Source organism: Variovorax atrisoli 110B (genome assembly GCF_000382045.1).
In the GTDB taxonomy this organism is placed as follows: domain Bacteria; phylum Pseudomonadota; class Gammaproteobacteria; order Burkholderiales; family Burkholderiaceae_C; genus Variovorax; species Variovorax atrisoli.
On the sequence record NZ_KB907450.1, the window covers coordinates 445436 to 470103 of the forward strand.

Consider the following 24668-nt stretch of genomic DNA (forward strand, 5'->3'; position numbering starts at 1 on the left):
GGTGCTTCTGTGTGACGGCCCGGTGAAAAAGCGGGCCCTGGATCAGCCTCCCGTCAGGGAATCTGCTGCTGGAGCGACTTCGGCACCTTGAAGCGCTCGCCGTCGTAGCGCAGCGTGACGGTGTTGAACTTCGGGGGCAGGGCCTTCTCGATGCAGCCCTGGTCTTCCTGCTCCTGCGCGCGGCTTTGCAGCAAGGTGCGAGACAGCTGCAGGTCGGCGAAGCCGTTGCTGCTGCCCTTGCCGACCGAGAGCATGGTGCGCAGCTTCTCGAAGTGGCCGGTGCAGGTGGAGTCCCAGCCGCCATGGTCGTGGTCGAGCTCGATCTCCTGCAGCACCTGGCGCAGCTGTTTGCCGTGATGCACGTACAGCCGCACCGTCTCGCTCGCCAGCGGGCTGCCGGGCCCGTTGCTGCCCTTGTAGCGCACGCGCAGCCCGAAGGCGCGCGCCTCGGGCGAGAGCACGTACCGCGAGGTGTCGATGCGGATGTCCTGGATGGAGGTGGTGGCGTCCTCGTCGAGCGCCTCGGGCTGCACGAGCCGGCCGATGACGGTGTCGCGCTCGGTGTTGCCGTTGTCGGGGCGCTGGATCAGCAGGATCTCGAGGTCGAAGACCTTGGCGCCGCGGTCGGTGGTTTCGCGCGGCATCGGCAGCACGACGATGCTGCGCCCCGGAAAGGCCGGCCACACCTTGCAGGCTGCGAGCCGCTCGTCGAGCTGGCGTTTGGGGTGCAGCTTGGCATGCATGCGCTCGGCAAGGCCGCTCTCGCAGGCCGCATGGCTCACTCCGGCGACCGAGAGGCCCAGGAGGAAGAAGGCCCACAGGGCGGCGCGGCGCGGAAGCGGCAGGCGCATGGCTCGGTTCAGGCCGTGGCGGCTGCGGAAAGCCCGAGCCACCTGGCAGCCGCGGCTTCGAGCACCGCGACGTCGCCGCTGCTCTGCAGCAGCAGGCTCCCGACGGCGCCGGTTGCTTCGGTGGCGTCGGCAAGCCGGCCCGCCGATGCGAGCAGGCGCCGCGTCTGCTGCGCAACCGGCACGCCGGTGTCGATGAAGCGCAGTGTGGCCGGCGCATGCTTGGCCAGCTCGTCCTTCACCAGCGGATAGTGGGTGCAGCCGAGCACCACCGTGTCGACTTCGCCGGGGCCGTCGCCGAAAGGGCCGGCCTCGGCCATGTAGCGCTCGGCCAGCGCCGCGATGCCGGCCGAGTCGAAGCCTTCGATGGCCTTCACCAACCCGTCGCAGGGTACGGGCCGCACGTCGGCCGATCCCGCGAAGGAGGCGCGCAGGGTTGCGTACTTCGCACTGGCCAGCGTGCCGCGCGTGGCAAGCACCGAGACGTGCCCGGTGCGGCTTGCCGCCACCGCGGGCTTGAGGCCGGGTTCCAGCCCGACGATCGGCAGGTCGGGATGGTCTGCCCGCAGCAGGTGGATGGCGGCGGTGGTGGCCGTGTTGCAGGCCACCACCAGCGCCTTGACCCCGTGCTCGCGCAGCAGGTGTTCGACCACCGCGCGCGAGCGTTCGATCACGTAGGCGTCTCCACGCTCGCCGTAGGGCGCATAGGCCGTGTCGGCGAAGTAGACGAAGTGCTCGTGCGGGAGTTCGGCCCTCAGCGCGGCCAGCACGCTGAGCCCGCCGACCCCGCTGTCGAAGACGCCTACCGGGCTCAACTCAGGCTTCTTCCATCATGATGGTCTTGTACTCGCCCGTGGCGATGCGCTTCTGCCACTCGGCCGGGCCGGTGATGTGCGCGCTGGTGCCGCCGGCGTCGACCGCCACCGTCACCGGCATGTCGACCACGTCGAATTCGTAGATGGCTTCCATGCCCAGGTCCTCGAAGCCCACCACCTTGGCGGTCTTGATGGCCTTGCTGACCAAGTAGGCGGCGCCGCCCACGGCCATGAGGTATGCGCTCTTGTGCTTCTTGATGGCCTCGATGGCGACCGGGCCGCGCTCGGCCTTGCCGATCATGGCGATCAGGCCGGTCTGCGCCAGCATCATCTCGGTGAAGCCGTCCATGCGGGTGGCGGTGGTGGGGCCGGCGGGGCCGACGGCCTCGTCGCCCACCGGGTCGACCGGGCCGACGTAGTAGATGACGCGGTTGGTGAAATCGACCGGCAGCTTCTCGCCCTTGGCCAGCATGCCCTGGATGCGCTTGTGTGCGGCGTCGCGGCCGGTGAGCATCTTGCCGTTGAGCAGGAGCGTGTCGCCGGGCTTCCAGCTCGCCACTTCAGCGGGCGTGAGCTTGTCGAGGTCGACGCGCTTGCTCTTCTTCTCGTCGGGGGCCCAGTTCACCTCGGGCCACAGGTCGAGAGAGGGCGCCTCGAGGTAGACCGGACCGCTGCCGTCCATCACGAAGTGCGCGTGGCGCGTGGCCGCGCAGTTGGGGATCATCGCCACGGGCTTGCTCGCCGCATGCGTGGGGTACATCTGGATCTTGACGTCCAGCACGGTGGCCAGGCCGCCCAGGCCCTGCGCGCCGATGCCCAGGGCGTTGACCTTCTCGTACAGCTCGACGCGCAGCGCCTCGACCTTGCTCAGCTCTGCGCCGGAATTCTTCTTGGCCAGCAGCTCGTGCATGTCGAGGTCGTCCATCAGGCTTTCCTTGGCCATCAGCGCGGCCTTCTCGGCCGTGCCGCCGATGCCGATGCCCAGCATGCCCGGCGGGCACCAGCCGGCGCCCATGGTGGGCACGGTCTTGAGCACCCAGTCGACCACGCTGTCGCCGGGGTTGAGCATGACCAGCTTGCTCTTGTTCTCGCTGCCGCCGCCCTTGGCGGCCACGGTGACCTCAAGTTTGTCGCCCGGAACGATCTCCGTGAAGATCACTGCGGGCGTGTTGTCCTTGGTGTTCTTGCGGTCGAACTGCGGATCGGCCACGACCGAGGCGCGCAGCGTGTTGTCGGGGTGGTTGTAGCCGCGGCGCACGCCTTCGTTGATGGCGTCGTCCAGGCTGCCGGTGAAGCCGCCCCAGCGCACGTCCATGCCCACCTTGAGGAACACGTTGACGATGCCGGTGTCCTGGCAGATCGGGCGCTGGCCGGTGGCGCTCATCTTGCTGTTGGTCAGGATCTGCGCGATGGCGTCCTTGGCCGCCGGGCTCTGCTCGCGCTCGTAGGCGCGGGCCAGGTGGGCGATGTAGTCGGCGGGGTGGTAGTAGCTGATGTACTGCAGCGCGGCGCTGATCGATTCGATCAGGTCGGCCTGCTGGATCGTGGTCGTCATGGTGGGGGCTTTGTAGGAGTGTGGAAACGCCCCCCGATTATCTCAGCCGCGGCGCCTGCCCCGTCTGAGCCCACCCGTGCTGCCCGTCCCGCCTACCTTGCCGCGGCACGGGCCTGCTCGACCCAGCCGTCGAACAGCTCCTGGTGCGCCCGGATCCATCCGTCGGCATGGCGCTCCACGTCCTGCTGCGTGTTGGCGCCCTGGCTCATGCGCAGGTTCTGGGCGTTGATGTCGCCGATCGGCAGCTTCATCACCTCGAAGAGCTTCGCCGCGGCGGGGTTCTTCTCGATGAAGGCCCGGTTGGCGACGATCTGCTCGTCGTTGGCCTGGAATCCGTAGTTCCGGCCGTTGGGCAGCTGCGTGTCGACGTTGCCGCCGTCGCCTTGCGACGACGAGAAGGGCACCTGCAGCCACACCACGTCCTTGCCGGGGCGCAGCACGGCGCTGACCCAGTACGGCGTCCACGTGTAGTACAGCACCGGCTTGTCCTGCTTGAATCGCGCGATGGTGTCGGCCATCAGCGCGGCGTAGCTGCCTTGCCGGTGGCTGATGGTGTCGCGCAGCTGGTAGGCCGTCAGGTGGCTCTCGATGGCCAGCTCGCATCCCCAGCCCGGGTTGCAGCCCGTGAGGTCGGCCTTGCCGTCGCCGTCCGTGTCGAACAGCTTCGCGATGGCAGGGTCCTTCAGCTGCGCGATGTTGGTGATGCCGTACTGCTCGGCCGTCTTGCGGTCGATCAGGTAGCCCTGGACCGCGCCTGCGGAATACACGCCCTTGCGCCACAGCTTGGCGTCGCCGCCGCTGTTCTTGTAGAAGTCTGCGTGCAGCAGGCTCCAGTGGTTGGCCATGAAGGTGGCGTCGCCGTTGGCGATGGCCAGGTGCTCGGTGGCGGGCTCCAGGTCCTTCATGGGCTCGACCTTGTAGCCGAGCTTCTCCAGGCCGCGCATCACCAGCAGCGTCTGGAAGGCTTCTTCCGCAAGCGAGCTCTTCAGCGGCTGCACGGTGGCGCCCTTGCCGGGCAGGTCGTTGGAGGCCTGGGCGGCCGCGCCCGAGGCCATGAAGGCTAGGGCGAGCAGGCCGCGGGCGATGAGTCCGGTCTTGTTGCCGACGAAGTTCATGTGGCGGGTTCCTCCGTTCATAGCACCTGGGCGGAAAGGGCGGGCGCGGGCTCGGCGTCGGTACGCGACGGCGCCACGGCACGCTGCAGCAGGCGAAGCGCGAAACCCACCGGCCCGGTGTGCCACCAGCGGCGTCCGCCGCCGCGGCGCGACTTGCCCATGGCCTGCGTCAGGCGGTCCAGCGAGATCGCCAGCAGCACGATGCCCAGGCCGCCCACGGTGGCCAGGCCCATGTCGAGCCGGCCGATGCCGCGCAGCACCATCTGGCCGAGGCCGCCCACCGCGATCATCGAAGCGATGACCACCATCGACAGCGACAGCATCAGCGCCTGGTTGATGCCCGCCATGATCGACGGCATGGCCAGCGGCAGCTGCACCTTCACCAGCATCTGCCAGGGCGAGGCGCCGTAGGCGCGCGCGGCCTCGATCAGGTCGGGGCGCACCTGGCGCAGGCCGAGGTTGGTCAGGCGCACCAGCGGCGCCAGCGCGAAGACGATGGTCACGATCACGCCCGGCACGTTGCCGATGCCGAACAGCATCACCACTGGCACCAGGTACACGAAGGCCGGCGTGGTCTGCATCGCGTCGAGCACCGGGCGCATCACGCGCTGGGCCCGGTCGCTGCTGGCCAGCAGCACGCCCAGCGGCAGGCCGACGGCCATGCAGAACACCAGCGAGGTCAGCACCAGGGACAGCGTCACCATCGCCTCGGGCCAGATGCCCAGCATGGCCACCAGCAGCAGCGCCACCGTGGTGCCGATCGCCAGCGCGCGGCCAGCGAACTGCCAGGCCAGCAGGCCGATGAGCGCAATCATCGCCAGCGTGGGCAGGCCGGTGAGCAGGCCCTGGATCCAGTTCAGCGTGCCGTCGATGGGCAGGCGCACGGTCTGGAAGAAGGGGCGGAAGTGCTCGACCACCCAGCCCAGGCCGCTGTTGATCCAGGATTCGACGGGCAGCGAGCCGTCCCACAGGCGGTGCAGCTGCAGGCCGCCGGCGGCATCCGCGTGGCCGGCGAGTTGATGGGCGCCATCGAGCGGCGCGGGGGCGTCGAGCCAGGCGCTGGTCGCGGAGGTGTCGGGCGCGGCCGACAGCGCTTCCCACGGGTCGACAGGCATCGGCGCAGGCGAGGGCGTCGCGAGCGCGGTCGATGCGTCGTTCAGCGGTGCGAGTTCGGAAGACAGTACGGTGTCGTTCATCTGATGTGTCCTTCGAGTTCGTTCAGGCCGCGTTGGCGGCGTCGGCGATGGCGGCCACGGGTTGCTGCGGCTGGTGCGCCGGGTCGATGGGCGGCGTGTCGCGGTCCAGGAACTTCAGCAGCGTCGTCTTGCTGATCGCGCCGCAGAAGCGGCCGTCGGCCGCCACCACCGGCATTGCGCACGGCACCTGGGCCACCTGGCCGAAGAGTCCCGCCACGGGCGCATCGGCGTCGATCGTGCCGAGGTCGTTCAGGAACGCGTGGCGCAGCCCCAGCGGACCCGAATGGCCGTCGAGCGCGGCGCGCAGGGTGTCGGCCGACACGGTTCCCAGGTAGCGCTTGTTCGGGCTGGTCACGTAGGCGAAGTCGCGGTCCTGGTCTTCCAGCTGCTTGAGCGCCGCACGCGCGCCGCGCTCCGGGTGTTCGCTGACCACGGTGAGCTGCTTGCGCGCGATGTCGCCCGCCTTGAACACCGCCGCTGCGTCCACGCCGCGCACGAAGCTGCGCACGTAGTCGTTGGCGGGGCTGCGCAGGATCTCGTCGGGCGTGCCGACCTGGATCACCTGGCCGTCCTTCATGATCGCGATCCGGTCGCCGATGCGCATCGCCTCGTCGAGGTCGTGCGAGATGAAGACGATCGTGCGGCGCTGCTCTTGCTGCAGGCGCAGCAGCTCCGACTGCATCTCGGTGCGGATGATCGGATCGAGCGCCGAGAAGGCCTCGTCCATCAGCAGGATCGATGGGTCGGATGCCAGCGCGCGCGCCAGGCCCACGCGCTGCTGCATGCCGCCCGAGAGCTCGTCGGGATAGCTGTCGCCCCAGCCCGCCAGGCCCACCTGCGCGAGTGCCTTGTCGGCCTGCGCGAGGCGCTCCTTCTTGCCGGTGCCCGAGAGCTCGAGGCCGAAGGCGGTGTTCTCGCGCACCGTCATGTGCGGCATCAGCGCGAACGACTGGAACACCATGCTGATGTCCTTGCGGCGCAGCGCGCGCAGCTTGATGTCGGAATGTTCGTTGATGTCCGCGCCGTCGATCACGATGCGGCCCGCGGTCGGCTCGATCAGCCGGTTCAGCAGGCGCACCAGCGTCGACTTGCCCGAGCCCGAGAGGCCCATGATGACGAAGATTTCTCCGGCCTGGATCTCGAAGGTGGCGTCGAACACGCCGATCGACTGGCCGGTGCGCGCCAGGATCTCCTTCTTCGAAAGTCCTTGCCGGACCAGCTCCAGGGCTTGTTCGGGCTCGTCGCCGAACACCTTGAAGACATGGTCGATGAGAATTCCTTTGGCCATAAGTCGGGGCTCTCCTTGGTTGAAGGTTGACTGAGAGTTCGCCGTCCCGAAGGAACGGCGCAGCCACGCCCCGGCCCGTCAGAAGAAGGGGCGGCCGACAGGCACTGAAGACGACAGGGCGACGAAGCCAGTGCCCGCCGGATGCTTCATTCGCAGCGCGACGGGCCTGGTCGAGGGGCGCCGGCTGGAGGAGCGTGACGTGGCAATGGAGCCGGAAAGATCCGGCCGGTTTGCCGGGCAGGGCCCGGCGGGAGCACCTTGCACCGCGACGGGATTCGGAGATCCGCGAGTAGTGCAGGCTTGACCAGCGGCGTCATCATCATGACTTGCTGGTCGTCAGAAGACGTTGATTATAACTTTTCGACATGATGCGGTCAAGGCGAGCCGCTGGCCGGCGGTGTCGGCGGCGGCGCAATGCCCTCGTCAGATGAGAGCTACTCTCATCGGGGCGATACTCCGGGTCGCGCCGGCAAGCGGCGCGACCTTTCACGATCCTGCGGAGCTTTTTCTCATGACGACTTCCCCCAAGACCCGTGCCGAGCGCGACACCTTCGGACCGATCGACGTTCCGGCCGACAAGCTGTGGGGCGCGCAGACGCAGCGCTCGCTGCAGAACTTCGACATCTCCGGCGAGCAGCAGCCGCGCGAGATCATCAAGGCGCTGGCCCAGGTCAAGCGCGCCTCCGCCGTGGTCAACCATGCGCTGGGCCTGCAGGACGAGAAGAAGACCCAGGCCATCGTGGCCGCGGCCGACGAAGTCATCGCCGGCAAGCACCCGGGCGAGTTCCCGCTGGTGGTCTGGCAGACCGGCTCTGGCACGCAGACCAACATGAACGTCAACGAGGTGCTGGCCAACCGCGCCAGCGAGATCCTCGGCGGCGAGCGCGGCGAAGGGCGCCTCGTGCACCCCAACGACGACGTGAACCGCAGCCAGTCGAGCAACGACGTGTTCCCGACGGCGATGCACGTGGCCGCCGTCGAGGCCATCACCCACAAGCTGCTGCCGGCCATCGGCAAGCTGCGCGCGACACTGGAGCAGAAGTCGAAGGACTTCGCCGACATCGTGAAGATCGGCCGCACCCACCTGCAGGACGCCACGCCCCTCACGCTGGGCCAGGAGTTCTCGGGCTATGTCGCTCAGCTCGCCCATGGCGAGGCACATGTGCGCGCCGCGCTGCCGCACCTGTGCGAACTGGCGCTGGGCGGCACGGCCGTCGGCACTGGCCTCAACGCGCCCAAGGGCTATGCGGAACAGGTGGCAGCGGAGCTGGCGAAGCTCACCGGCCTGCCTTTCGTGACCGCGCCGAACAAGTTCGAGGCCATGGCCAGCGTCGATGCGCTGGTGCACGCCCACGGCGCGCTGAAGACGCTGGCTGCCAGCATGAACAAGATCGCCAACGACGTGCGCTGGCTCGCCAGCGGCCCGCGCAGCGGCATCGGCGAACTGAGCATTCCCGAGAACGAGCCTGGCTCGTCGATCATGCCGGGCAAGGTCAACCCGACGCAGAGCGAAGCCGTGACGATGCTGGCCGCGCAGGTGTTCGGCAACGACGTCGCCATCAACATCGGCGGCGCCTCGGGCAACTTCGAGCTGAACGTGTTCCGTCCGATGGTGGCGCACAACTTCCTGCAGAGCGTGCGCCTCCTGGCCGACGGCATGGTGAGCTTCAACGACCACTGCGCCGTGGGCATCGAGCCCAACCGCGAGCGCATCACCGAGCTGGTGCAGCGCTCGCTGATGCTGGTCACGGCGCTCAACACGCACATCGGCTACGACAAGGCCGCCTTCATCGCCAAGAAGGCGCACAAGGAAGGCACCAGCCTGCGCGAGGCGGCGATCGCTTCGGGCCACCTGACGGCCGAGCAGTTCGACCAGTGGGTGGTGCCGGAGAACATGACCGGGCGTTGATCCGGCCAGCGCAAGCAAACAAGGACCCGCGAGGGTCCTTTTTTTGTTGTTGCCTGCGGCTCAGTAGCCGATGGTGTAGCGCTGGCGGGAATGCGCCGGCTTTTCCAGCTCGTCGATGAACGCGATCGCGTAGTCCGCGAAGGTGATCCAGCTGCGGCCTTCGGCGCTCACGAGCAGGTCGTCCTTGCCCAGTCGGAACTTGCCGGTGCGCTCGCCTTCGACGAATTCGGCCGAGGGCGAGAGGAAGGTCCAGTCCAGGTCCTTCTCGTTGCGCAGCGTGTCGAGGAACACGCCGCCGGCAGAGGCTTCGGCGCGGTACGCGTCGGGGAAGTTGGGCGTGTCGATCACCTTCAGGCCGGGCGCCGCGAACAGGCTGCCCGCGCCTCCGACGACCAGCAGGCGCTTCACGCCGGCACGCTTCGTCGGCTCGATGATGGCCGCGGGCGGCACGGTGGCGAAGTGCGCTGCGCTGAACACTGCGTCGTGGCCGGCAAGTGCCTTCTCGAGCGCTGCGCCGTCGAGCACGTCGAGGTCGACGGCCTTCACGTTGGCACGGCCCGCCAGCTTGGCGCTGGCCTTGCGGGCGATGGCGGTGACGGTGTGGCCGCGGCGCAGGGCCTCCTCGAGAAGCTGGCTGCCGGCACGTCCGGTGGCGCCGATGATGGCGATGTGGCTCATGGTGACTCCTGTGAAAGATCGGATGGGATGAGCCGCATCTTAGGTTTCTGCTTTCGAAAGAAATACCTCGATTTACGCGCTTGTTTATTCCTAGAATCGTTCGAATGGACCGATTGAACGCAATGCGCGTGTTCGTTACCGTGGTCGATTCGGGCAGTCTTTCGGCCGCGGCCGACAAGCTCGACATGTCCCGCCCGGTCGTCACGCGCTATGTCGCCGAGCTGGAGCAATGGACCGGCGCGCGCCTGCTGCACCGCACGACGCGCCGCCTGAGCCTCACTGCGGCGGGCGAGGAACTGCTGCCGCGATGCCGGCAGGTGCTGGAGCTCACGGGCGACATGCAGGCGGCGGTGCGCCATCCGGCGGAGGCGCCGCGAGGACAGCTTCGGATCACCACCGGCACTTCCTTCGCGCAGGCCCAGCTGGCCGATGCGATCGCGGATTACGTGCGGCTCCATCCGGCCGTGATGGTCGACCTGGTGCTGCTGGATCGCACCGTGAACCTGGTCGATGAGCGCATCGACCTTGCGATCCGCACCGCGGCCGAGATCGACCCCAACCTCATCGCACGCCGTCTCACGACCTGCCGTTCGGTGGTCTGCGCCTCACCGGCCTATCTGGCCCGGCATGGGCACCCGCAGCGCGTGGACGAACTGGCGCAGCGCAACTGCCTCACGCATTCGTATTTCGGCCGCAGCCTCTGGAACTTCACGCGAAAGAGCGACGGCGAGCCGGTGTCGGTGGCAGTCGACGGGAACGTGTCGGCGAACGACGCGGTCAGCCTGATGTCGCTGGCGCGCGCCGGCGCGGGCATCGCGATGCTGCCGACCTACCTGACTGCGCAGCGGGTACATGACGGGGAGCTGGTGCCGCTCTTCCCCGATTTCGAGCCGCAGGTGGTGGGCATGTATGCGGTGTACGCCTCGCGCAAGCACATGCCGGCCACGCTGCGCACGATGCTCGACTTCCTTGCCGAGCGCTTCTCCGACCCGCCCGCCTGGGACGTTGCATCGCAGGCAGGCCAGGGTAGGGGCTAGGGGAGATCAGTGCGGGTCGGCGGGCGGATGGGCGGGCGCCATCAGCCGGTCGGTGTAGGCGATGGCCATCGCCGAGAACAGGAACGCGATGTGGATCACGGTCTGCGCGATCAGCACGCGGTCGGTGTAGTTGTCGGCGTTGATGAAGGTCTTCAGCAGGTGGATGGAGCTGATGCCGATGATGGCGGTGGCCAGCTTCACCTTGAGCACCGAGGCGTTCACGTGGCTCAGCCACTCGGGCTGGTCGCGATGGCCTTCGAGGTCCATGCGGCTCACGAAGGTCTCGTAGCCGCCCACGATCACCATGATGAGCAGGTTGGAGATCATCACCACGTCGATCAGCGCGAGCACCACGAGCATGATGACCGTCTCGTTCAGCGTGCCCACGGGAGCCGTGGTCTTGTAGCCGATGCTGGTGATCAGCGCCTGCAGCGCCTCCTTGGAGCCGAAGGCGGCCTCCACCAGATGCAGCAGCTCGACCAGGAAGTGCACCACGTACACAGCCTGCGCCACGATCAGGCCCAGGTACAGCGGCAGCTGCAGCCAGCGGCTCGCGAAGATCAGCTTGGGCAGGGGGCGAAGCGGCGAACCACGGCGTGGTACGGGCGGGTTCCGGGTGTCGAAAGGTTCGGGAGCAGACATCTGCAGTGCGGTTGTGGAGGACCGGGAATTCTAGGGGTGTCCCGGTGACGCACTCGTGATAACCCCGAGAGGGCCATCGAACAGGCTCTAACATGGCACCCGTCAGTGACCCGTAAGTGGGTCCGCCGACATTACGGCCGCACCCATCCTGGAGACAAAGAGCATGAGCAGCAGCGCATCTAAGAACATTGAATCCGTCCTGGTCGAGAACCGCGTCTTCCCGCCGGACGCCCGCGCCACGCAGGGCGCGCGCATTTCCGGCATGGCCGCCTACGAGGCCCTGTGCAAGGAGGCCGAGCAGGATTTCGAGGGTTTCTGGACCCGCCTGGCCAAGGACAACCTGAACTGGACCAAGCCCTTCACGAAGACGCTCGACGAATCGAATGCGCCGTTCGTCCAGTGGTTCGGCGATGGCGAGCTCAACGCCAGTGCCAACTGCCTCGACAGGCACATCGGCACCCCGGTCGAGAACAAGACCGCCATCGTCTTCGAGGCCGACGACGGCGCCGTCACCAAGGTCACGTACAAGGAACTGCTCGCGCGCGTGAGCCAGTTCGCCAACGCGCTGAAGGCACGCGGCATCAAGAAGGGCGACCGCGTCATCGTCTACATGCCCATGACCATCGAGGGCGTCGTCGCCATGCAGGCCTGTGCGCGCATCGGCGCCACCCACAGCGTGGTGTTCGGCGGCTTCTCTGCCAAGGCGCTGCAGGAGCGCATCATCGACGCGGGCGCGGTGGCCGTCATCACCGCCAACTACCAGCTGCGCGGCGGCAAGGAACTGCCGCTGAAGGCCATCGTGGACGACGGCATCGCGCTGGGCGGCTGCGAGTCGATCAAGACCGTGCTGGTGTACGAGCGCACGCCCACCGCGTGGAACCGCGTCGAGGGGCGCGACATCACCTTCACCGAGGCGCTGAAGGGGCAGGGCACCGAATGCGCGCCCGTTGCTGTCAACGCCGAGCATCCGCTCTTCATCCTCTACACCTCGGGCTCCACCGGCAAGCCCAAGGGCGTGCAGCACTCCACCGGCGGCTACCTGCTGTGGGCGAAGCTCACGATGGACTGGACCTTCGACATCCGCCCCGAGGACGTGTTCTGGTGCACCGCCGACATCGGCTGGATCACCGGCCACACCTACGTCGCCTACGGCCCGCTCGCCGCCGGCGCGACGCAGGTGGTGTTCGAGGGCATCCCGACCTTCCCGCACGCGGGCCGCTTCTGGCAGATGATCGAGAAGCACAAGGTCAGCGTCTTCTACACGGCGCCCACCGCGATCCGCTCGCTCATCAAGGCGGCCGACGGCGACGAGAAGGTGCATCCGAAGAACTGGGACCTCACCAGCCTGCGCATCCTCGGTTCGGTAGGCGAGCCGATCAATCCCGAGGCCTGGATGTGGTACCACCGCAATGTGGGCGGCGAGCGCTGTCCCATCGTCGACACCTTCTGGCAGACCGAGACCGGCGGCCACGTCATCACGCCGCTGCCGGGCGCCACGCCGCTGGTGCCGGGCTCGTGCACGCTGCCGCTGCCGGGCATCATGGCCGCCATCGTCGACGAGACGGGCAAGGACCTGCCCAACGGCGCGGGCGGCATGCTGGTCATCAAGCGGCCCTGGCCCTCGATGATCCGCACGATCTGGAACGACCCCGAGCGCTTCAAGAAGAGCTACTTCCCCGAGGAGATGGGCGGCACGATCTACCTCGCCGGCGACGGCGCGGTGCGCAGCGCCGACCGCGGCTACTTCCGCATCACCGGCCGCATCGACGATGTGCTGAACGTGTCGGGCCACCGCCTGGGCACGATGGAGATCGAATCGGCGCTGGTCGCCAAGACCGACCTGGTGGCCGAGGCCGCGGTGGTGGGCCGCCCCGACGACGTGACCGGCGAGGCCGTGTGTGCCTTCGTCGTGCTCAAGCGCGCCCGCCCGACCGGCGAGGAAGCCAAGCAGATCGCCAACGAACTGCGCAACTGGGTCGCCAAGGAAATCGGCCCGATCGCCAAGCCCAAGGACATCCGCTTCGGCGACAACCTGCCCAAGACCCGTAGCGGCAAGATCATGCGCCGCCTTCTGCGCAGCATCGCCAAGGGCGAGGCGATCACGCAGGACACCTCCACGCTGGAGAACCCTGCGATCCTGGAGCAGTTGTCGCAGACGAACTGATCCGGGATCCGGCCGCAGGCCGGTGCGTGCGAAGCACGTGAGCAGGTGAAGACGGCACTCATATCGCGCAGCGATGTGATGTGCCGGCAGAACCCTGCGATCCTGGAGCAGTTGTCGCAGACGAACTGATCCGGGATCCGGCCGCAGGCCGGTGCGTGCGAAGCACGTGAGCAGGTGAAGACGGCACTCATATCGCGCAGCGATGTGATGTGCCGGCAGAACCCTGCGATCCTGGAGCAGTTGTCGCAGACGAACTGAGCAGTAGTGCTGTAGGACATGGCCGTTTATGCGGCCATTTGCGCCGAACGCGGCTCTTCGCTGAGGTAAAACCATCGGATCACCGCGCGCCTCGAAGCGCGCGAGTCCCAGATGTGTTCGATCTTTCCGAAGGAGGCCTGCAATGGGCGTGAGATCCGCTTTTCTTTTCGTCGTCGTGCTGCTCATCGTGGCGCTTGCCGCGCTCAACTGGGGCACGCTGTCCACGCCCACCGAGGTGTGGCTGGGCTTCATGACCGTATCGGCCCCGCTGGGCCTGATCATGCTGGGGCTGACCGCGGTGCTGGCGGCCTTCTTCCTCGTCTACGTGCTGTACCTGCACAGCTCGGTGCTGATCGACACCAAGCGCCACACCAAGGAAATGCAGGCCCAGCGCGAGCTGGCCGACAAGGCGGAAGCCTCGCGCTTCACCGAGCTGCGCAACTTCCTGGAGGCGCAGGAAAACAAGCACATGGCGCAGAACGCAGAGCGCCAGTCAGCGATCCTCTCGCGGCTCGAGCAGCTCGAAACGGCGATCCGCCTGCGCTCGGACCAGACCGACAACACCCTGGCCGCGCACATCGGCCAGCTCGAGGACCGCATCGAGCGCCGGCCGGTGCCGGTGGACATCAACCCGCAGATCTGACGCGGCCGATGCCCGGGGGCGGGCTTACTTCGTCGACAGCACCCAGGCCGCGAGCTTCTTCGCGTCGGCCTCGCTGACCTGGTTGTTCGCCGGCATGGGCACCGGGCCCCACACGCCGGAGCCGCCCTTCATGATCTTGTTGGCGAGGGTGTCGACGGCACCCTTGTCGTCCTTGTACTTGGCAGCCACGTCCTTGAACGAGGGGCCGAGCACCTTGCGCTCGACCGCATGGCAGCTCATGCAGTTCTTCGACGTGGCCAGCGCCAGATCGGCGAAGGCAGGCGCGGCGAGCACGGTGAGGCCGAGGCCCAGGACTGCCGGCAGGAAGACTCTTTTCATGGGTGTAATTGTTAGGGGCTGAGTTACATTCGTCTCAATGCGATTGTAGGTAGTGCCGTGCACGGCACCGGATGCGTTGCCAATACAACCCCGAGGGATTCGCGATGTGGTTTCTGGGATTGGGCCTGCTTGCTCTGGCCCTCAAGTATTTCGAGATCGGCATGGTCGCCACCTGGAGCTGGTGGATCGTGCTGTCGCCGTTCGCAATGGCCGTCGCGTGGTGGGCCTGGGCCGATTCGTCGGGCTACACCAAGCGCAAGATCGTCGAGCGCGAAAACCGCCGCAAGCAGGAGCGCATCGACCGGCAGAAGAACAACATGGGCATCAAGACCACGAACGGGCAGCGCCCGCGCCGCTGAGCGGCCTCTCTCGTCCCGGCCCGGGTCTTCGCACCGAATGCATCACGCAGGCGTGCCATGGACGAGGAAGCCACCACCCGCGCGCTGATCGTCTTCGGACTTTCGCTGGTGCTCGGCCCGGCCATCGGCGGGCTCGTGGGGTGGCTCAGGAACTTCTTCTGGGGCGTGGGAGTGGGCGCCTTGGTCATCGGCTGCGCAGGCCTTTACGGTGCTGCTTCGCTGGGCTGGAGCCGCTACCAGTCGATCGCCGGCACTGCCAGCGTGCGGGGCAGCCTGGTGGAGTTCGTCGACGAGCAGAACAAGGACAGCAAGGGCCGCGTCACGGTGTCGCGCGCGCCGGTCGTCGAATACGTCACGCCCGATGGCCAGAAACGCCGCGTCAAAGGCCTTGGCGGCGGCCTGGCGGACAAGGAATGGGGCGACCCGGTCGAAGTGCGCTACCGCGTGGCCGACCCCGCGCAGGCGCTGGTGGCCGATTTCCAGAACATGTGGGGCGGCGTCTGGGGGCTGGGCATCTTCGGAGCCTTTCCCGCGATGTTCGGCCTGTTCTTCATCGGCATGGCGCGCAGTGAAGCGCGCGAGAAGCAGGGCATCTACACCCGGCCGCAGCCGCGCGAAGCCACGCCAGGCCAGAAGCGCTGGCGCACGCGCGGCACCGTGTTCGCCAACCTCGTCTTCCTGGCCGGCTTCGCGCTCGTGTTCCTGTGGCCCGATCCGAGCCCGATGAAGCAGTTCGGCGCGGGTTTCACGACCATCGGCGCCGGCGCGATCCTGCACTTTCTCGTGCAGAGCCTTCCGCCGGCGATGGATTTCCAGTCGCGCAGCATCCTCGCGATCGTGGGCCTCGGCTTCATCGCCTTCGGCTACGGTGCCTGGATGATGGCTTAGATGGGGCTCGCCCCCAGGCTCCGTGCACTTCGCGTCACTTCGCCAATTCCCTCTGGGCGGCGACACCGGGGCCCGGCAAAGCCGGTTCCCCGGTGTTTCACGCAGGGGTCAGAACTTGTCGAGCACCGCGCCCGAGCTTGCGCTCGATGCGTTGAACGCGAACTTCGCCTGCACGCCGCGCGTGTAGCGCGGAGCCGGCGCCTTCCAGCCTTCTCGGCGCTTGGCGATCTCGGCTTCGGGCACGTTCAGCTCGAGCTTGAGCTGGTGTGCGTCGATGGTGATCGAGTCGCCCTCGTTCACGAAGGCGATGGTGCCGCCGGCAGCCGCTTCGGGCGCCACGTGGCCCACGACCATGCCCCAGGTGCCGCCGGAGAAGCGGCCGTCGGTGATGAGACCCACGCTCTCGCCGAGGCCAGCGCCGATCAGCGCGCCGGTCGGCGCCAGCATCTCGGGCATGCCCGGGCCGCCCTTGGGGCCCAGGTAGCGGAGCACCATCACGTCGCCGGCCTTGATCTTGCCGTCGAGGATCGCCTTGAGCGCCGACTGCTCGTCGTCGAACACGCGCGCCGGGCCGGTGATGACGGGGTTCTTCAGGCCGGTGATCTTCGCGACTGCGCCTTCGGGCGAGAGGTTGCCCTTCAGGATCGCGAGGTGGCCTTCGTCGTACATCGGGTTGTCGATGGTGCGGATCACGTCCTGGTCGGCGCGCGGCACGTCCGGCACGTCCTTCAGCACCTCGGCGATGGTCTGGCCGCTGATGGTGATGCAGTCGCCGTGCAGCAGGCCCGCGTTCAGCAGCACCTTCATCACCTGCGGAATGCCGCCGGCCTGGTGCAGGTCGACCGCGAGGTACTTGCCCGAGGGCTTGAGGTCGCAGATCACCGGGACCTTCTTGCGCATGCGCTCGAAGTCGTCGATGGACCAGTCCACGCCCGCGGCGTGCGCGATGGCCAGGAAGTGCAGCACCGCGTTGGTCGAGCCGCCGGTGGCCATGATGACGGCCACGGCGTTCTCGATGGCCTTCTTGGTGACGATGTCTCGCGGCTTCAGGTCCTTCTTGATCGCCTCGATCAGCACCTTGGCCGATTCCTTGGCCGAGTTCTGCTTCTCGTCGTGCGGGTTGGCCATGGTCGAGGAGTAGGGCAGCGACATGCCCAGCGCCTCGAAGGCGCTCGACATGGTGTTGGCGGTGTACATGCCGCCGCACGAACCGGTGCCGGGAATGGCGCGCTTCTCGATTTCCTTCAGGTCCTCGTCGCTCATGTTGCCGGCGGCGTTCTGGCCCACGGCCTCGAACACGCTGACGATGTTGAGGTCCTGGCCCTTGTACCTGCCCGGGAGGATGGTGCCGCCGTAGACGTAGATGGCGGGCACGTTGGCGCGCAGCATGCCCATCATGCCACCGGGCATGTTCTTGTCGCAGCCGCCGACCACCAGCACGCCGTCCATCCACTGGCCGCCCACGCAGGTCTCGATGCAGTCGGAGATGACTTCGCGGCTGACCAGCGAGTACTTCATGCCCTCGGTGCCCATGGCCATGCCGTCGGAGATGGTGGGTGTGCCGAACACCTGCGCGTTGCCGCCGGCTTCCTCGATGCCTGCGATGGCCGCGTCGGCCAGCTTCTGCAGGCCCGAGTTGCAGGGCGTGATGGTGCTGTGGCCGTTGGCGACGCCGACCATCGGCTTCTTGAAGTCGCCTTCCTCGTAGCCCATGGCGTAGAACATCGAGCGGTTGGGGGCGCGGCTCTTGCCTTCGACGATGTTGGCGCTGCGGCGGTTGATCTGGATTGGCTTGGTGTCCATGGTGTCTCTTCTGTCGTGGGGAGATCGGGGAGCCCAAGTATCGGACTTCTGATTGATTGCTTCCAATCCATTTTCAATCGTCGATTGATATGCTCGGCATATGAATGAAGCACTCATCGACCTGCGCGCCTGGCGCCAGTTCGTCGCCGTGGCCGAGGAACTGCACTTCGGCCGCGCCGCGCAGCGGCTGCACATGACGCAGCCGCCGGTCACGCAGGCCATCGCCCAGCTCGAGAAGACGCTGGGCGTGGTGCTGTTCGACCGCACCCGCCGGCGCGTGGCGCTCACGCCCGCCGGCGAGGCGTTGCTGCCCGACGTGCGCGAGCTGCTGGCGCGCGCCGCAGCGCTGCCAGCACGGGCGCGCGCTGCGGCCGCGGGGCAGGTGGGGCGCGTGCGCATCGGCTTCGTCTCGACGGTGGGCTTCGAGCAACTGCCGGCCTGGGTGCGCGAATTCCGCGCCCTGTGCCCCGAGGTGGCGCTGGAGCTGGTCGAGGCTACGGGCGACGTGCAGCTCGAAGCCTTCGCACGCGGAGAGATCGACGCCGGCCTGATGCTGCATTCGCCCGGTGCCGCGCCGCCGGGCCTTGCGCGCCTCGCCGTGTCGCAGGAGCCTCTGGTGCTGGCGCTGCCCGGGCGCCACCCGCTCGCGCGTACCGGCAAGCTGCTGCTGGCCGACGTGCTGGCCGAGCCGCTGGTGATCTTTCCGCGCCGCATCGTGCCTTCGCTGCACGACGCCATCTTCGACCTGTACCACGCGGCCGGCCGCACGCCGCAGCTCGGGCAGGAGGCCATACAGATGCAGACCATCGTGAACCTCGTCTCGGGCGGCATCGGCGTGGCCTGGGTGCCCGAGAGCGTCACGCAGTTCCGCCGTGCGGGCGTGGTGTACCGTCGCGCCGAGGAGTTCGCGCCGGCCGCGCGACGCCGCAGTCCGCCGGAGCTGCCCGGCTGCGAGACCAGCCTGGTATGGCCCGAGGGGGCCGTCGATCCGGCGCTTGCGCGCTTCGTCGACTTCGTGCGCGAGCGCGGCGGCGGTCCGGAGCATCGAGAAGAGGAGGTCGAACGATGACGAAGAGACAGAGACAGAGACAGGGCCGATTGGCCCGTTGCCTGCGGTCCGCCATGGCGGCCGCTGCGCTGTGCGCGTCGACGGCCATGGCACAGACGCCGCCCCCGGTGCCCCAGTTCAAGGACTACCCGGCCAATGCCCCCTACACCGGCAAGAACCATCCGCTCGTGCTCGACAGCGATTTCGCCCGCAGCTACCGCACCCGGCTGCGCGAGGCGATCGCCACCGGAAAGCCCAGCTTCGCCGGCCGCTACATCGTCACGCGATGGGGCTGCGGCACGGGCGGCTGCAACGTGGGCGCGGTGATCGATGCGAGCACCGGCCATGCCATCAGCATGCCGTTCGCGCTGATGAGCGTGTATCCACTGAAGCCGCAGTACGAGAAGGAAGACGGCCAGGAGCTGATCTACAGGCTGTCGAGCCGGCTGCTGGTGCAGGCGGGCGACATCGACAGCTCGAACAGCAGCGGCAAGGACGTGGTCGAGTTCTACGAACTGCGCGACGGCGAGTTCAGGTTCATCCGCAGCGCACCCTACGGACGCGCGGCCCAGCCGAAGCCCTGAGCCGATCGCATTGATCGGTCAACGCGCCTTTCGCGGCCGGCCCGGCGCAGGCGGCGCTGGCTTGTCGAGCGCATCCGCCAGCACCGTTTCGAGCCACCCCGCGAAGGCCTGCATGCGCCGCGACAGGTTGCGCCGGTGCGGGTACACCAATTGCACCGGCAGCGGCTCGGCGCGCGCGTCGGGCAGCACCTCGACGAGTTCGCCGGCCGCGAGGTGCTCGCGCACGTCGTAGGCCGGGATCTGGATCAGGCCCAGGCCGGCCAGCGCGCAGGCGATGTAGGTCTCGGCATTGTTCGCAGCCACCTGGCTGCGCATGCGCAGCGTCGCGATCTCGCCATCGCTGAGCCATTCCCAGGGCGCGGCGCGACCGCTGGTCGGTGAGGCGTAGTTGACGGCCAGGTGTTCCGGCAGGTCGGCAGGCGTGCGCGGCGTACCGTGCCGCTCCAGGTAGGCCGGGCTCGCGCAGTTGATCAGCGCGAAGTGCCCCAGCGGCCTTGCCACCAGGCTGCTGCTGGTCAGCGGACCCACGCGCAGCGCGCAGTCGATGCCCTCGAGCACGAGATCCACGGCGCGGTCGGTCGAGCCGAGCTCGAGCTCGATGGCCGGATGCCGCTCGAAGAAGTCCGGCAGTGCCGGAGCGATCAGCAGCCGCGCGATGCGGCTGGGCACGTCGACCTTCAGGCGGCCGCTCACCTGGCCGCGCGCAGGGAGGAACTGCTGCTCCATGTCGTCCATGTCGGCCACCAGCGCGCGAGCCCGCTCCAGCGTCGCCTCGCCGTCGGGCGTGAGGCCCACGCGGCGTGTGGTGCGGTGGAGCAGGCGGGTTCCGAGGCGGGTTTCGAGCTGCTGCACGGCGGTGGTGACGCTGGCGCGCGGAAGGCCCAGACGGTCGGCCGCGCGCGTGAAGCTGCCGGTTTCGGCCACGCGCACGAAGACCTGGAGAAGCTCGATGCGGTCCATGGAGAGGGGGAGGCGGAAAGGAATCGGATTGTTCGTGAAATCCTGAATAGTCTAGCCTTGAATGAGCTATTTATCTGTGCGGAAGCGATCAATAGACTGGCCGCTCCAGTCACACATCCGAGCTTCAACCAAGGAGGTCATTCCATGTCCGCACGTACGCTCAAGAACAAGGTCGCCGTCATCGCCGGCGGCGGCAAGAACCTCGGCGCCCTCATCGGCCACCAGCTGGTCGATGGCGGCGCCCGGGGCATCGCCATCCACTACAACAGTGACGCCTCGCGCGGCGATGCCGAGAAGACCGCCGCCGAACTCAAGGCCAAGGGCGCCGACACGCTGCTGGTGCAGGGCGACCTCTCGGTGGTCGACAACTGCGTCGGCCTGTTCGACAAGGCGGTGAAGCACTTCGGCCAGGTCGACATCGCGATCAACACCGCCGGCGTGGTCATCAAGAAGCCGATCCTCGACGTCACCGAGGCCGACTACGACAAGAGCTTCGACGCCAATGCCAAGGCCGCCTTCTTCTTCATCCAGCAGGCCGGCCGCACGCTGGCCGATGGCGGCAGCATCGTCACGCTGGTGAGTTCGCTGCTGGCGGCCTACACGCCGTTCTATGCGATCTACTCGGGCTCGAAGGCCGCGGTGGAGCACTACACGCGCGCCGCATCGAAGGAGTTCGGCGAGCGCGGCATCTCGGTCAACGCCATCGGCCCCGGCCCCATGGACACGCCGTTCTTCTACGGCCAGGAGAGCAAGGAGGCCGTGGAGTACCACAGCAGTGCCGCCGCGCTCAGCAAGTTCTCGAAGAAGGGCCTGACCGACATCGAGGACATCGCACCCATCGTGCGCTTCCTCGTCACCGAGGGCTGGTGGATCACCGGCCAGACGATCTTCGCCAACGGCGGCTACACCACGCGCTGATCGGGCAAGATGCCGCTAGGAGGACGAGCGACATGCACACGATCTTGGTGATGGGCGGCGGCTTCGTGCTGCTGGCGGTGTTCCTGCTGGCCGGGCGCCTGCTGGGCGACGGCTCTTCGGCGGCGCTGGCCGTGGCGGCCAGGTGGTTCATTCCGGCGTGGTTCGTAGGCGCGGGCATCAACATGGCCGTGGGCGTGATCAAGGCCGGCTATTCGGTGGCGGAGGAACTGCCGATCTTCCTGCTCATCTTCGCGGTGCCGGCCGTGGTCGCGGGGCTCGTGTGGTGGAAGTTCGGGCGCTGATTCCCGTCTGAAAAGCCCCGCCTCGGCCCCGACATCCGGCCGGGGCACAATCCGCGGATGCTCATGTATCCGCATATCGACCCCATCGCCCTGCAAATCGGGCCGGTGGCCATCCATTGGTACGGCCTGACCTATCTGGCCGCCTTCGCGCTGTTCTATTTCCTCGGCACGCGCCGCCTGCGGCACGAGCCTTTCCGCCGTCTGGTGGATGCCGGCGTGTGGCAGCGCAGGGACATCGAGGACATTCTTTTCCTCGGCGTGATGGGCGTCATCGTCGGCGGGCGGCTGGGCTATTGCCTTTTCTACAAGCCCGAGTTCTATCTCACGCATCCGCTCGAGATCCTCTACGTGTGGCAGGGCGGCATGAGCTTCCACGGCGGGCTGCTCGGCGTGATTGGTGCGATGGTGTGGTTCTCGCACTCGCGCAAGCGGCCGTTCTGGCAGGTGATGGACTTCGTCTCGCCCTGCGTGCCGACGGGCCTCGCGGCCGGCCGCGTGGGCAACTTCATCAACGGCGAGCTGTGGGGCCGCTTCAGCAGCCCCGACCTGCCATGGGGCATGGTGTTTCCGCAGAGCGGATCGATGCTGCCGCGCCATCCCTCGCAGGTCTACCAGTTCCTGCTGGAGGGGCTGCTGCTCTTCGTCGTGATGTGGCTCTACGCGCGCAAGGAGCGCAAGCAGGGGCAGGTGGCCTCGGTGTTCCTCATCGGCTACGGCGTGCTGCGCTTCGTGGCCGAGTTCTTCCGCGAACCCGACGACTTCCTCGGCCTGCGGGCGCTCAATCTGAGCCAGGGGCAGTGGCTGAGCATCCCGATGATCATCGCGGGCATCGGGCTGTGGTTGTGGTTCGGCCGCACCGGCAGCAAGACGGCCACCGCCGCGCGCGCCTGAGCTTCCACGAAAAGGGCCCCTCGGGGCCCTTTGTCTTAAGGGTAACTACCCGCCGCTCATTCGACGCACGGCACTTGCGCCGGCCGGTTGGCAGGCTCAGAATTACGCGTAATTACAGAAAATTATGCGGCCCTGATCCATGCGCCTGGTCCCCAACTCCCTGCACGACGAAGTCGCCGCCACGCTGCGCGAGCAGATCTTCGACGGCTCGCTGGCCCCCGGCAGCTTCGTCGACGAGATCGCACTGTGCGAGCGGCTCTCTATCTCTCGCACGCCGTTGCGCGAAGCGCTCAAGGTGCTCACGGCCGAGGGCCTGCTGCGCCACGAGCCGCGCCGCGGCTGCTTCGTCAACGAGGTGACCGAGCGCGACCTCGACGAGATCTTCCCGGTCATCGCGCTGCTCGAAGGCCGCTGCGCCTACGAGGCGGCCCGCAACGCCAGCGACGCCGAGCTGCAGGAGCTCGACGCGCTGCACGAGCGTCTCGTGCGGCATGCCAGGGCCAAGCGCATCAACGACTACTACGCCACCAATCACATCATCCACGAGGCGATCATCAAGCTGGCCGACAACAGGTGGCTGGCCCAGGTCATCGGCGACCTGCGCAAGATCCTCAAGCTCGCCCGGCTGCAGCAGCTGCATGCGCCGGGGCGGCTCGAGCAGAGCCTGTCGGAGCACCTGGCCGTGTTCGCGGCGCTGAAGGCGCGCGACAGCGAAGGCGCCGACGCCGCCATGCGCACGCACCTGACCCGCCAGCGCGAGGCGCTGCGCGAGGTCGCGCGCCAGCAGAAGTCCAGGGTGATGTCGTGACGATTCTTCCAAGCATTGGAGTGCCCCGATGAGTGCGACCGAATGGTTCCAGGCGCGGCTGCGTTCTGGCGAGAAATCCAAAGTGCCCGTGGCGCCCGAGGGCGCGGCAAAGAGCGCTCCGCGCAATGCGCCCAAGCCCAGCGTCCGCACGACCGCCGAACGCCTGCAGGCCACCCTGCGCAAGGCCGACGAGGCCCTGTCGCCGCGCGCTCTGCGCCGTGTGCTGGCCGACCTGCAGGCCGTGATCGACCCGCGCGTGAGCGAAGTCGAGGGCGGCCGCCGTGCGCATGCCATCGCCGACGCCTACCGCGCCGCCACGGCCGACGAGCGCCGCGACTACTGGGCACTCATGAGCGAGCATTTCGCCGCCGATGCGCAGAAGCTCAAGGCGGCACGCGACCAGCACCAGGCAGCCGTCGGCACGCCCGACGAGGGCCAGGCCGAACTGCGCCTGCGCCGCGCGCTGGTGTCGCCGCGCATGCGCCTGCTGCAGCGTTTCGCGGTCGAGCCCGAGGGCATGCGCTTCCTGGTGGATCTGCGCGCCGACCTGCTGCCGTGCCTGAAGGCCGACAAGCGCCTGCTCGCGCTCGACGCGGAGCTGGAGCAGCTCTTCTCCACCTGGTTCGACGTCGCCTTCCTCGAACTGCGCCGCATCGACTGGGATTCGCCGGCCTCGCTGATCGAGAAGCTCATCCGCTACGAGGCGGTGCACGACATCAAGAGCTGGTCCGACGTGAAGAACCGGCTCGACGACAGCGATCGCCGCTGCTACGGCTTCTTCCATCCGCGCCTGCCCAACGAGCCGCTGATCTTCGTCGAGGTGGCGCTCGTCGACCGCATCAGCGACGGCATCACGCCGCTGCTCGACGAAACCGCGGTGCCGGTGCCCGCCGCCCGGGCCACCACGGCCATCTTCTATTCGATCAGCAACACGCAGAACGGCCTGCGCGGCGTGAGCTTCGGCGACTCGCTCATCAAGCGCGTGGTCGAGACGCTGCAGGAAGAGCTGCCGCGGCTGAAGACCTTCGCCACGCTCTCGCCCATTCCGGGCTTCCGCACCTGGCTCGCGAAGAACGCAGCCGACCTGCTGCCGCGCCTGGACGAGAAGCGCGAGGCCGAGCTGGGCCGCCTCGTCGGCTCGCTGCCTCCCACGGCCGAACGGCTGCTCGCCGCGGCGGATGGCGCCGCCAGCTTCGACGCCAGCTTCGACGCCAAGTCGCCGCTGCGCCAGTGGCTGATGCAGGCTGCGGCCGAATACCTCGGGCGCGCGCTGGTCGACGGCACGCCGGCCGATCCGGTGGCGCGCTTCCACCTGGGCAACGGCGCGCGCGTCGAGCGCCTGAACTGGGCGGGCGATCCTTCGCCCAAGGGGCACAAGCAGTCCTATGGACTCATGGTCAACTACCTCTATGACCTCAAGCGCCTGGACAAGCACCGCGCCTGGCTCGCCGAGGGCAGGGTGGCAGTATCGGGAGACGTGGAAAGCCTGTATTTCAAGAAAGGCTGAGGTCCGCCGAAAGAGGAAGCAGAGGACGTAGAAGAAGTAGAGGAAGTCGAAGCAGAGCAAAGAGCCGGTGCGCCAAAAGGCCGGCAGCCGCACGGGGCGGCAAGATCCACAAC

At 67.7% G+C, this 24668-nt stretch carries 24 protein-coding genes; 13 read left to right on the forward strand and 11 right to left on the reverse strand.

Translation table 11 applies throughout. The features are described from left to right. Positions 1–53: 53 nt before the first annotated feature. From G369_RS0102175 to proV, 6 genes are all read right to left on the reverse strand, one after another. Entirely contained in the window at positions 54–851 is a 798-nt protein-coding gene (locus G369_RS0102175; protein WP_019652333.1) for a PA3715 family protein, read from the reverse strand. A gap of 8 nt (positions 852–859) precedes the next feature. Next, positions 860–1663 carry a glutamate racemase gene (gene murI, locus G369_RS0102180; protein ID WP_019652334.1) on the reverse strand — a complete coding sequence of 268 codons (804 nt, stop codon included), beginning with the start codon at positions 1661–1663 and terminating at the stop codon, positions 860–862. Position 1664: 1 nt separating this feature from the next. Beyond that, positions 1665–3218 carry a fumarate hydratase gene (locus G369_RS0102185; protein ID WP_019652335.1) on the reverse strand — a complete coding sequence of 518 codons (1554 nt, stop codon included), beginning with the start codon at positions 3216–3218 and terminating at the stop codon, positions 1665–1667. Positions 3219–3310: 92 nt separating this feature from the next. Further along, positions 3311–4333, reverse strand: a complete 1023-nt coding sequence (gene proX / locus G369_RS0102190; protein ID WP_019652336.1) for a glycine betaine/L-proline ABC transporter substrate-binding protein ProX — start codon at positions 4331–4333, stop codon at positions 3311–3313. 17 nt (positions 4334–4350) lie between these two features. Then, the gene (proW, locus tag G369_RS0102195) at positions 4351–5529 is read right to left on the reverse strand and encodes a glycine betaine/L-proline ABC transporter permease ProW (protein ID WP_019652337.1); all 1179 of its coding nucleotides are present in this window, start codon (positions 5527–5529) and stop codon (positions 4351–4353) included. 22 nt (positions 5530–5551) lie between these two features. Further along, the gene (gene proV / locus G369_RS0102200) at positions 5552–6817 is read right to left on the reverse strand and encodes a glycine betaine/L-proline ABC transporter ATP-binding protein ProV (RefSeq protein WP_019652338.1); all 1266 of its coding nucleotides are present in this window, start codon (positions 6815–6817) and stop codon (positions 5552–5554) included. 511 nt (positions 6818–7328) lie between these two features. On the opposite strand from proV, the gene fumC reads away from it, so the two are divergent. Further along, positions 7329–8726, forward strand: coding sequence for a class II fumarate hydratase (fumC, locus tag G369_RS0102205; protein WP_019652339.1), 1398 nt, complete (start codon positions 7329–7331; stop codon positions 8724–8726). A gap of 60 nt (positions 8727–8786) precedes the next feature. Here fumC and G369_RS0102210 read toward each other — a convergent pair whose 3' ends face one another. Next, on the reverse strand, positions 8787–9404 hold the full coding sequence (locus G369_RS0102210; protein ID WP_019652340.1) for an NAD(P)-dependent oxidoreductase: 618 nt from the start codon (positions 9402–9404) through the stop codon (positions 8787–8789). Positions 9405–9508: 104 nt separating this feature from the next. On the opposite strand from G369_RS0102210, the gene G369_RS0102215 reads away from it, so the two are divergent. Then, a complete protein-coding gene (locus G369_RS0102215) occupies positions 9509–10441 on the forward strand; it encodes a LysR family transcriptional regulator (RefSeq protein WP_019652341.1) in 933 nt (310 codons plus the stop codon). A gap of 6 nt (positions 10442–10447) precedes the next feature. Here G369_RS0102215 and G369_RS0102220 read toward each other — a convergent pair whose 3' ends face one another. Beyond that, positions 10448–11083: a YqhA family protein gene (locus G369_RS0102220; protein WP_019652342.1), complete on the reverse strand. Its 636-nt coding sequence runs from the start codon at positions 11081–11083 to the stop codon at positions 10448–10450. A 163-nt stretch (positions 11084–11246) separates the two neighbouring features. Here G369_RS0102220 and acs point away from each other — a divergent pair, with 163 nt between their 5' ends. Next, on the forward strand, positions 11247–13247 hold the full coding sequence (gene acs / locus G369_RS0102225) for an acetate--CoA ligase (protein WP_019652343.1): 2001 nt from the start codon (positions 11247–11249) through the stop codon (positions 13245–13247). A 400-nt stretch (positions 13248–13647) separates the two neighbouring features. Continuing rightward, a complete protein-coding gene (locus tag G369_RS0102235) occupies positions 13648–14148 on the forward strand; it encodes a DUF485 domain-containing protein (RefSeq protein ID WP_019652344.1) in 501 nt (166 codons plus the stop codon). 24 nt (positions 14149–14172) lie between these two features. Here G369_RS0102235 and G369_RS0102240 read toward each other — a convergent pair whose 3' ends face one another. Next, complete coding sequence (locus tag G369_RS0102240; RefSeq protein ID WP_019652345.1) at positions 14173–14487, reverse strand: c-type cytochrome; 315 nt, start codon at positions 14485–14487, stop codon at positions 14173–14175. A 104-nt stretch (positions 14488–14591) separates the two neighbouring features. Here G369_RS0102240 and G369_RS0102245 point away from each other — a divergent pair, with 104 nt between their 5' ends. Both G369_RS0102245 and G369_RS0102250 read left to right on the forward strand, forming a co-directional pair. Beyond that, the gene (locus G369_RS0102245; RefSeq protein ID WP_019652346.1) at positions 14592–14846 is read left to right on the forward strand and encodes a TIGR04438 family Trp-rich protein; all 255 of its coding nucleotides are present in this window, start codon (positions 14592–14594) and stop codon (positions 14844–14846) included. 57 nt (positions 14847–14903) lie between these two features. Continuing rightward, on the forward strand, positions 14904–15734 hold the full coding sequence (locus G369_RS0102250; protein WP_019652347.1) for a DUF3592 domain-containing protein: 831 nt from the start codon (positions 14904–14906) through the stop codon (positions 15732–15734). A gap of 108 nt (positions 15735–15842) precedes the next feature. On the opposite strand, the gene ilvD is transcribed toward G369_RS0102250, so the two are convergent. After that, positions 15843–17537, reverse strand: a complete 1695-nt coding sequence (gene ilvD, locus G369_RS0102255; protein ID WP_019652348.1) for a dihydroxy-acid dehydratase — start codon at positions 17535–17537, stop codon at positions 15843–15845. A 100-nt stretch (positions 17538–17637) separates the two neighbouring features. Between ilvD and G369_RS0102260 the strand changes: the two genes are divergently transcribed. Continuing rightward, on the forward strand, positions 17638–18606 hold the full coding sequence (locus G369_RS0102260) for a LysR family transcriptional regulator (protein ID WP_019652349.1): 969 nt from the start codon (positions 17638–17640) through the stop codon (positions 18604–18606). Next, positions 18603–19169 carry a hypothetical protein gene (locus G369_RS37010; RefSeq protein ID WP_157773627.1) on the forward strand — a complete coding sequence of 189 codons (567 nt, stop codon included), beginning with the start codon at positions 18603–18605 and terminating at the stop codon, positions 19167–19169. The genes G369_RS0102260 and G369_RS37010 overlap by 4 nt, the downstream gene beginning before the upstream one ends. A gap of 18 nt (positions 19170–19187) precedes the next feature. Here the strand turns inward: G369_RS37010 and G369_RS0102270 are convergent, their stop codons facing one another. Continuing rightward, positions 19188–20129, reverse strand: coding sequence for a LysR family transcriptional regulator (locus tag G369_RS0102270; RefSeq protein ID WP_019652351.1), 942 nt, complete (start codon positions 20127–20129; stop codon positions 19188–19190). A 144-nt stretch (positions 20130–20273) separates the two neighbouring features. On the opposite strand from G369_RS0102270, the gene G369_RS0102275 reads away from it, so the two are divergent. The 5 genes from G369_RS0102275 to G369_RS0102295 all read left to right on the forward strand — a co-directional run bounded on the left by G369_RS0102275 (position 20274) and on the right by G369_RS0102295 (position 24555). Then, a complete protein-coding gene (locus G369_RS0102275; RefSeq protein ID WP_019652352.1) occupies positions 20274–21047 on the forward strand; it encodes an SDR family oxidoreductase in 774 nt (257 codons plus the stop codon). Positions 21048–21079: 32 nt separating this feature from the next. Then, positions 21080–21349: a hypothetical protein gene (locus G369_RS0102280; RefSeq protein WP_019652353.1), complete on the forward strand. Its 270-nt coding sequence runs from the start codon at positions 21080–21082 to the stop codon at positions 21347–21349. Positions 21350–21406: 57 nt separating this feature from the next. Then, a complete protein-coding gene (gene lgt / locus G369_RS0102285; protein WP_019652354.1) occupies positions 21407–22240 on the forward strand; it encodes a prolipoprotein diacylglyceryl transferase in 834 nt (277 codons plus the stop codon). Positions 22241–22379: 139 nt separating this feature from the next. Continuing rightward, positions 22380–23048 carry a GntR family transcriptional regulator gene (locus tag G369_RS0102290; protein WP_019652355.1) on the forward strand — a complete coding sequence of 223 codons (669 nt, stop codon included), beginning with the start codon at positions 22380–22382 and terminating at the stop codon, positions 23046–23048. Between the two features lie 28 nt (positions 23049–23076). Continuing rightward, positions 23077–24555 carry a malonyl-CoA decarboxylase gene (locus G369_RS0102295; RefSeq protein WP_019652356.1) on the forward strand — a complete coding sequence of 493 codons (1479 nt, stop codon included), beginning with the start codon at positions 23077–23079 and terminating at the stop codon, positions 24553–24555. The last annotated feature ends 113 nt before the right edge of the window (positions 24556–24668 follow it).

Coding starts and splice junctions, on each gene's coding strand:
- proV (WP_019652338.1), bottom strand. CDS start 6,817: ATGGCCAAAGGAATTCTCATCGACCATGTCTTCAAGGTGTTCGGCGAC.
- G369_RS0102235 (WP_019652344.1), top strand. CDS start 13,648: ATGGGCGTGAGATCCGCTTTTCTTTTCGTCGTCGTGCTGCTCATCGTG.
- G369_RS0102240 (WP_019652345.1), bottom strand. CDS start 14,487: ATGAAAAGAGTCTTCCTGCCGGCAGTCCTGGGCCTCGGCCTCACCGTG.
- fumC (WP_019652339.1), top strand. CDS start 7,329: ATGACGACTTCCCCCAAGACCCGTGCCGAGCGCGACACCTTCGGACCG.
- proW (WP_019652337.1), bottom strand. CDS start 5,529: ATGAACGACACCGTACTGTCTTCCGAACTCGCACCGCTGAACGACGCA.
- G369_RS0102210 (WP_019652340.1), bottom strand. CDS start 9,404: ATGAGCCACATCGCCATCATCGGCGCCACCGGACGTGCCGGCAGCCAG.
- G369_RS0102175 (WP_019652333.1), bottom strand. CDS start 851: ATGCGCCTGCCGCTTCCGCGCCGCGCCGCCCTGTGGGCCTTCTTCCTC.
- G369_RS0102295 (WP_019652356.1), top strand. CDS start 23,077: ATGAGTGCGACCGAATGGTTCCAGGCGCGGCTGCGTTCTGGCGAGAAA.
- G369_RS0102260 (WP_019652349.1), top strand. CDS start 17,638: ATGAATGAAGCACTCATCGACCTGCGCGCCTGGCGCCAGTTCGTCGCC.
- G369_RS0102185 (WP_019652335.1), bottom strand. CDS start 3,218: ATGACGACCACGATCCAGCAGGCCGACCTGATCGAATCGATCAGCGCC.
- proX (WP_019652336.1), bottom strand. CDS start 4,333: ATGAACTTCGTCGGCAACAAGACCGGACTCATCGCCCGCGGCCTGCTC.
- G369_RS0102220 (WP_019652342.1), bottom strand. CDS start 11,083: ATGTCTGCTCCCGAACCTTTCGACACCCGGAACCCGCCCGTACCACGC.
- G369_RS0102245 (WP_019652346.1), top strand. CDS start 14,592: ATGTGGTTTCTGGGATTGGGCCTGCTTGCTCTGGCCCTCAAGTATTTC.
- acs (WP_019652343.1), top strand. CDS start 11,247: ATGAGCAGCAGCGCATCTAAGAACATTGAATCCGTCCTGGTCGAGAAC.
- G369_RS0102280 (WP_019652353.1), top strand. CDS start 21,080: ATGCACACGATCTTGGTGATGGGCGGCGGCTTCGTGCTGCTGGCGGTG.
- G369_RS0102275 (WP_019652352.1), top strand. CDS start 20,274: ATGTCCGCACGTACGCTCAAGAACAAGGTCGCCGTCATCGCCGGCGGC.
- G369_RS0102270 (WP_019652351.1), bottom strand. CDS start 20,129: ATGGACCGCATCGAGCTTCTCCAGGTCTTCGTGCGCGTGGCCGAAACC.
- G369_RS0102215 (WP_019652341.1), top strand. CDS start 9,509: ATGGACCGATTGAACGCAATGCGCGTGTTCGTTACCGTGGTCGATTCG.
- G369_RS0102250 (WP_019652347.1), top strand. CDS start 14,904: ATGGACGAGGAAGCCACCACCCGCGCGCTGATCGTCTTCGGACTTTCG.
- G369_RS37010 (WP_157773627.1), top strand. CDS start 18,603: ATGACGAAGAGACAGAGACAGAGACAGGGCCGATTGGCCCGTTGCCTG.
- ilvD (WP_019652348.1), bottom strand. CDS start 17,537: ATGGACACCAAGCCAATCCAGATCAACCGCCGCAGCGCCAACATCGTC.
- G369_RS0102290 (WP_019652355.1), top strand. CDS start 22,380: ATGCGCCTGGTCCCCAACTCCCTGCACGACGAAGTCGCCGCCACGCTG.
- lgt (WP_019652354.1), top strand. CDS start 21,407: ATGCTCATGTATCCGCATATCGACCCCATCGCCCTGCAAATCGGGCCG.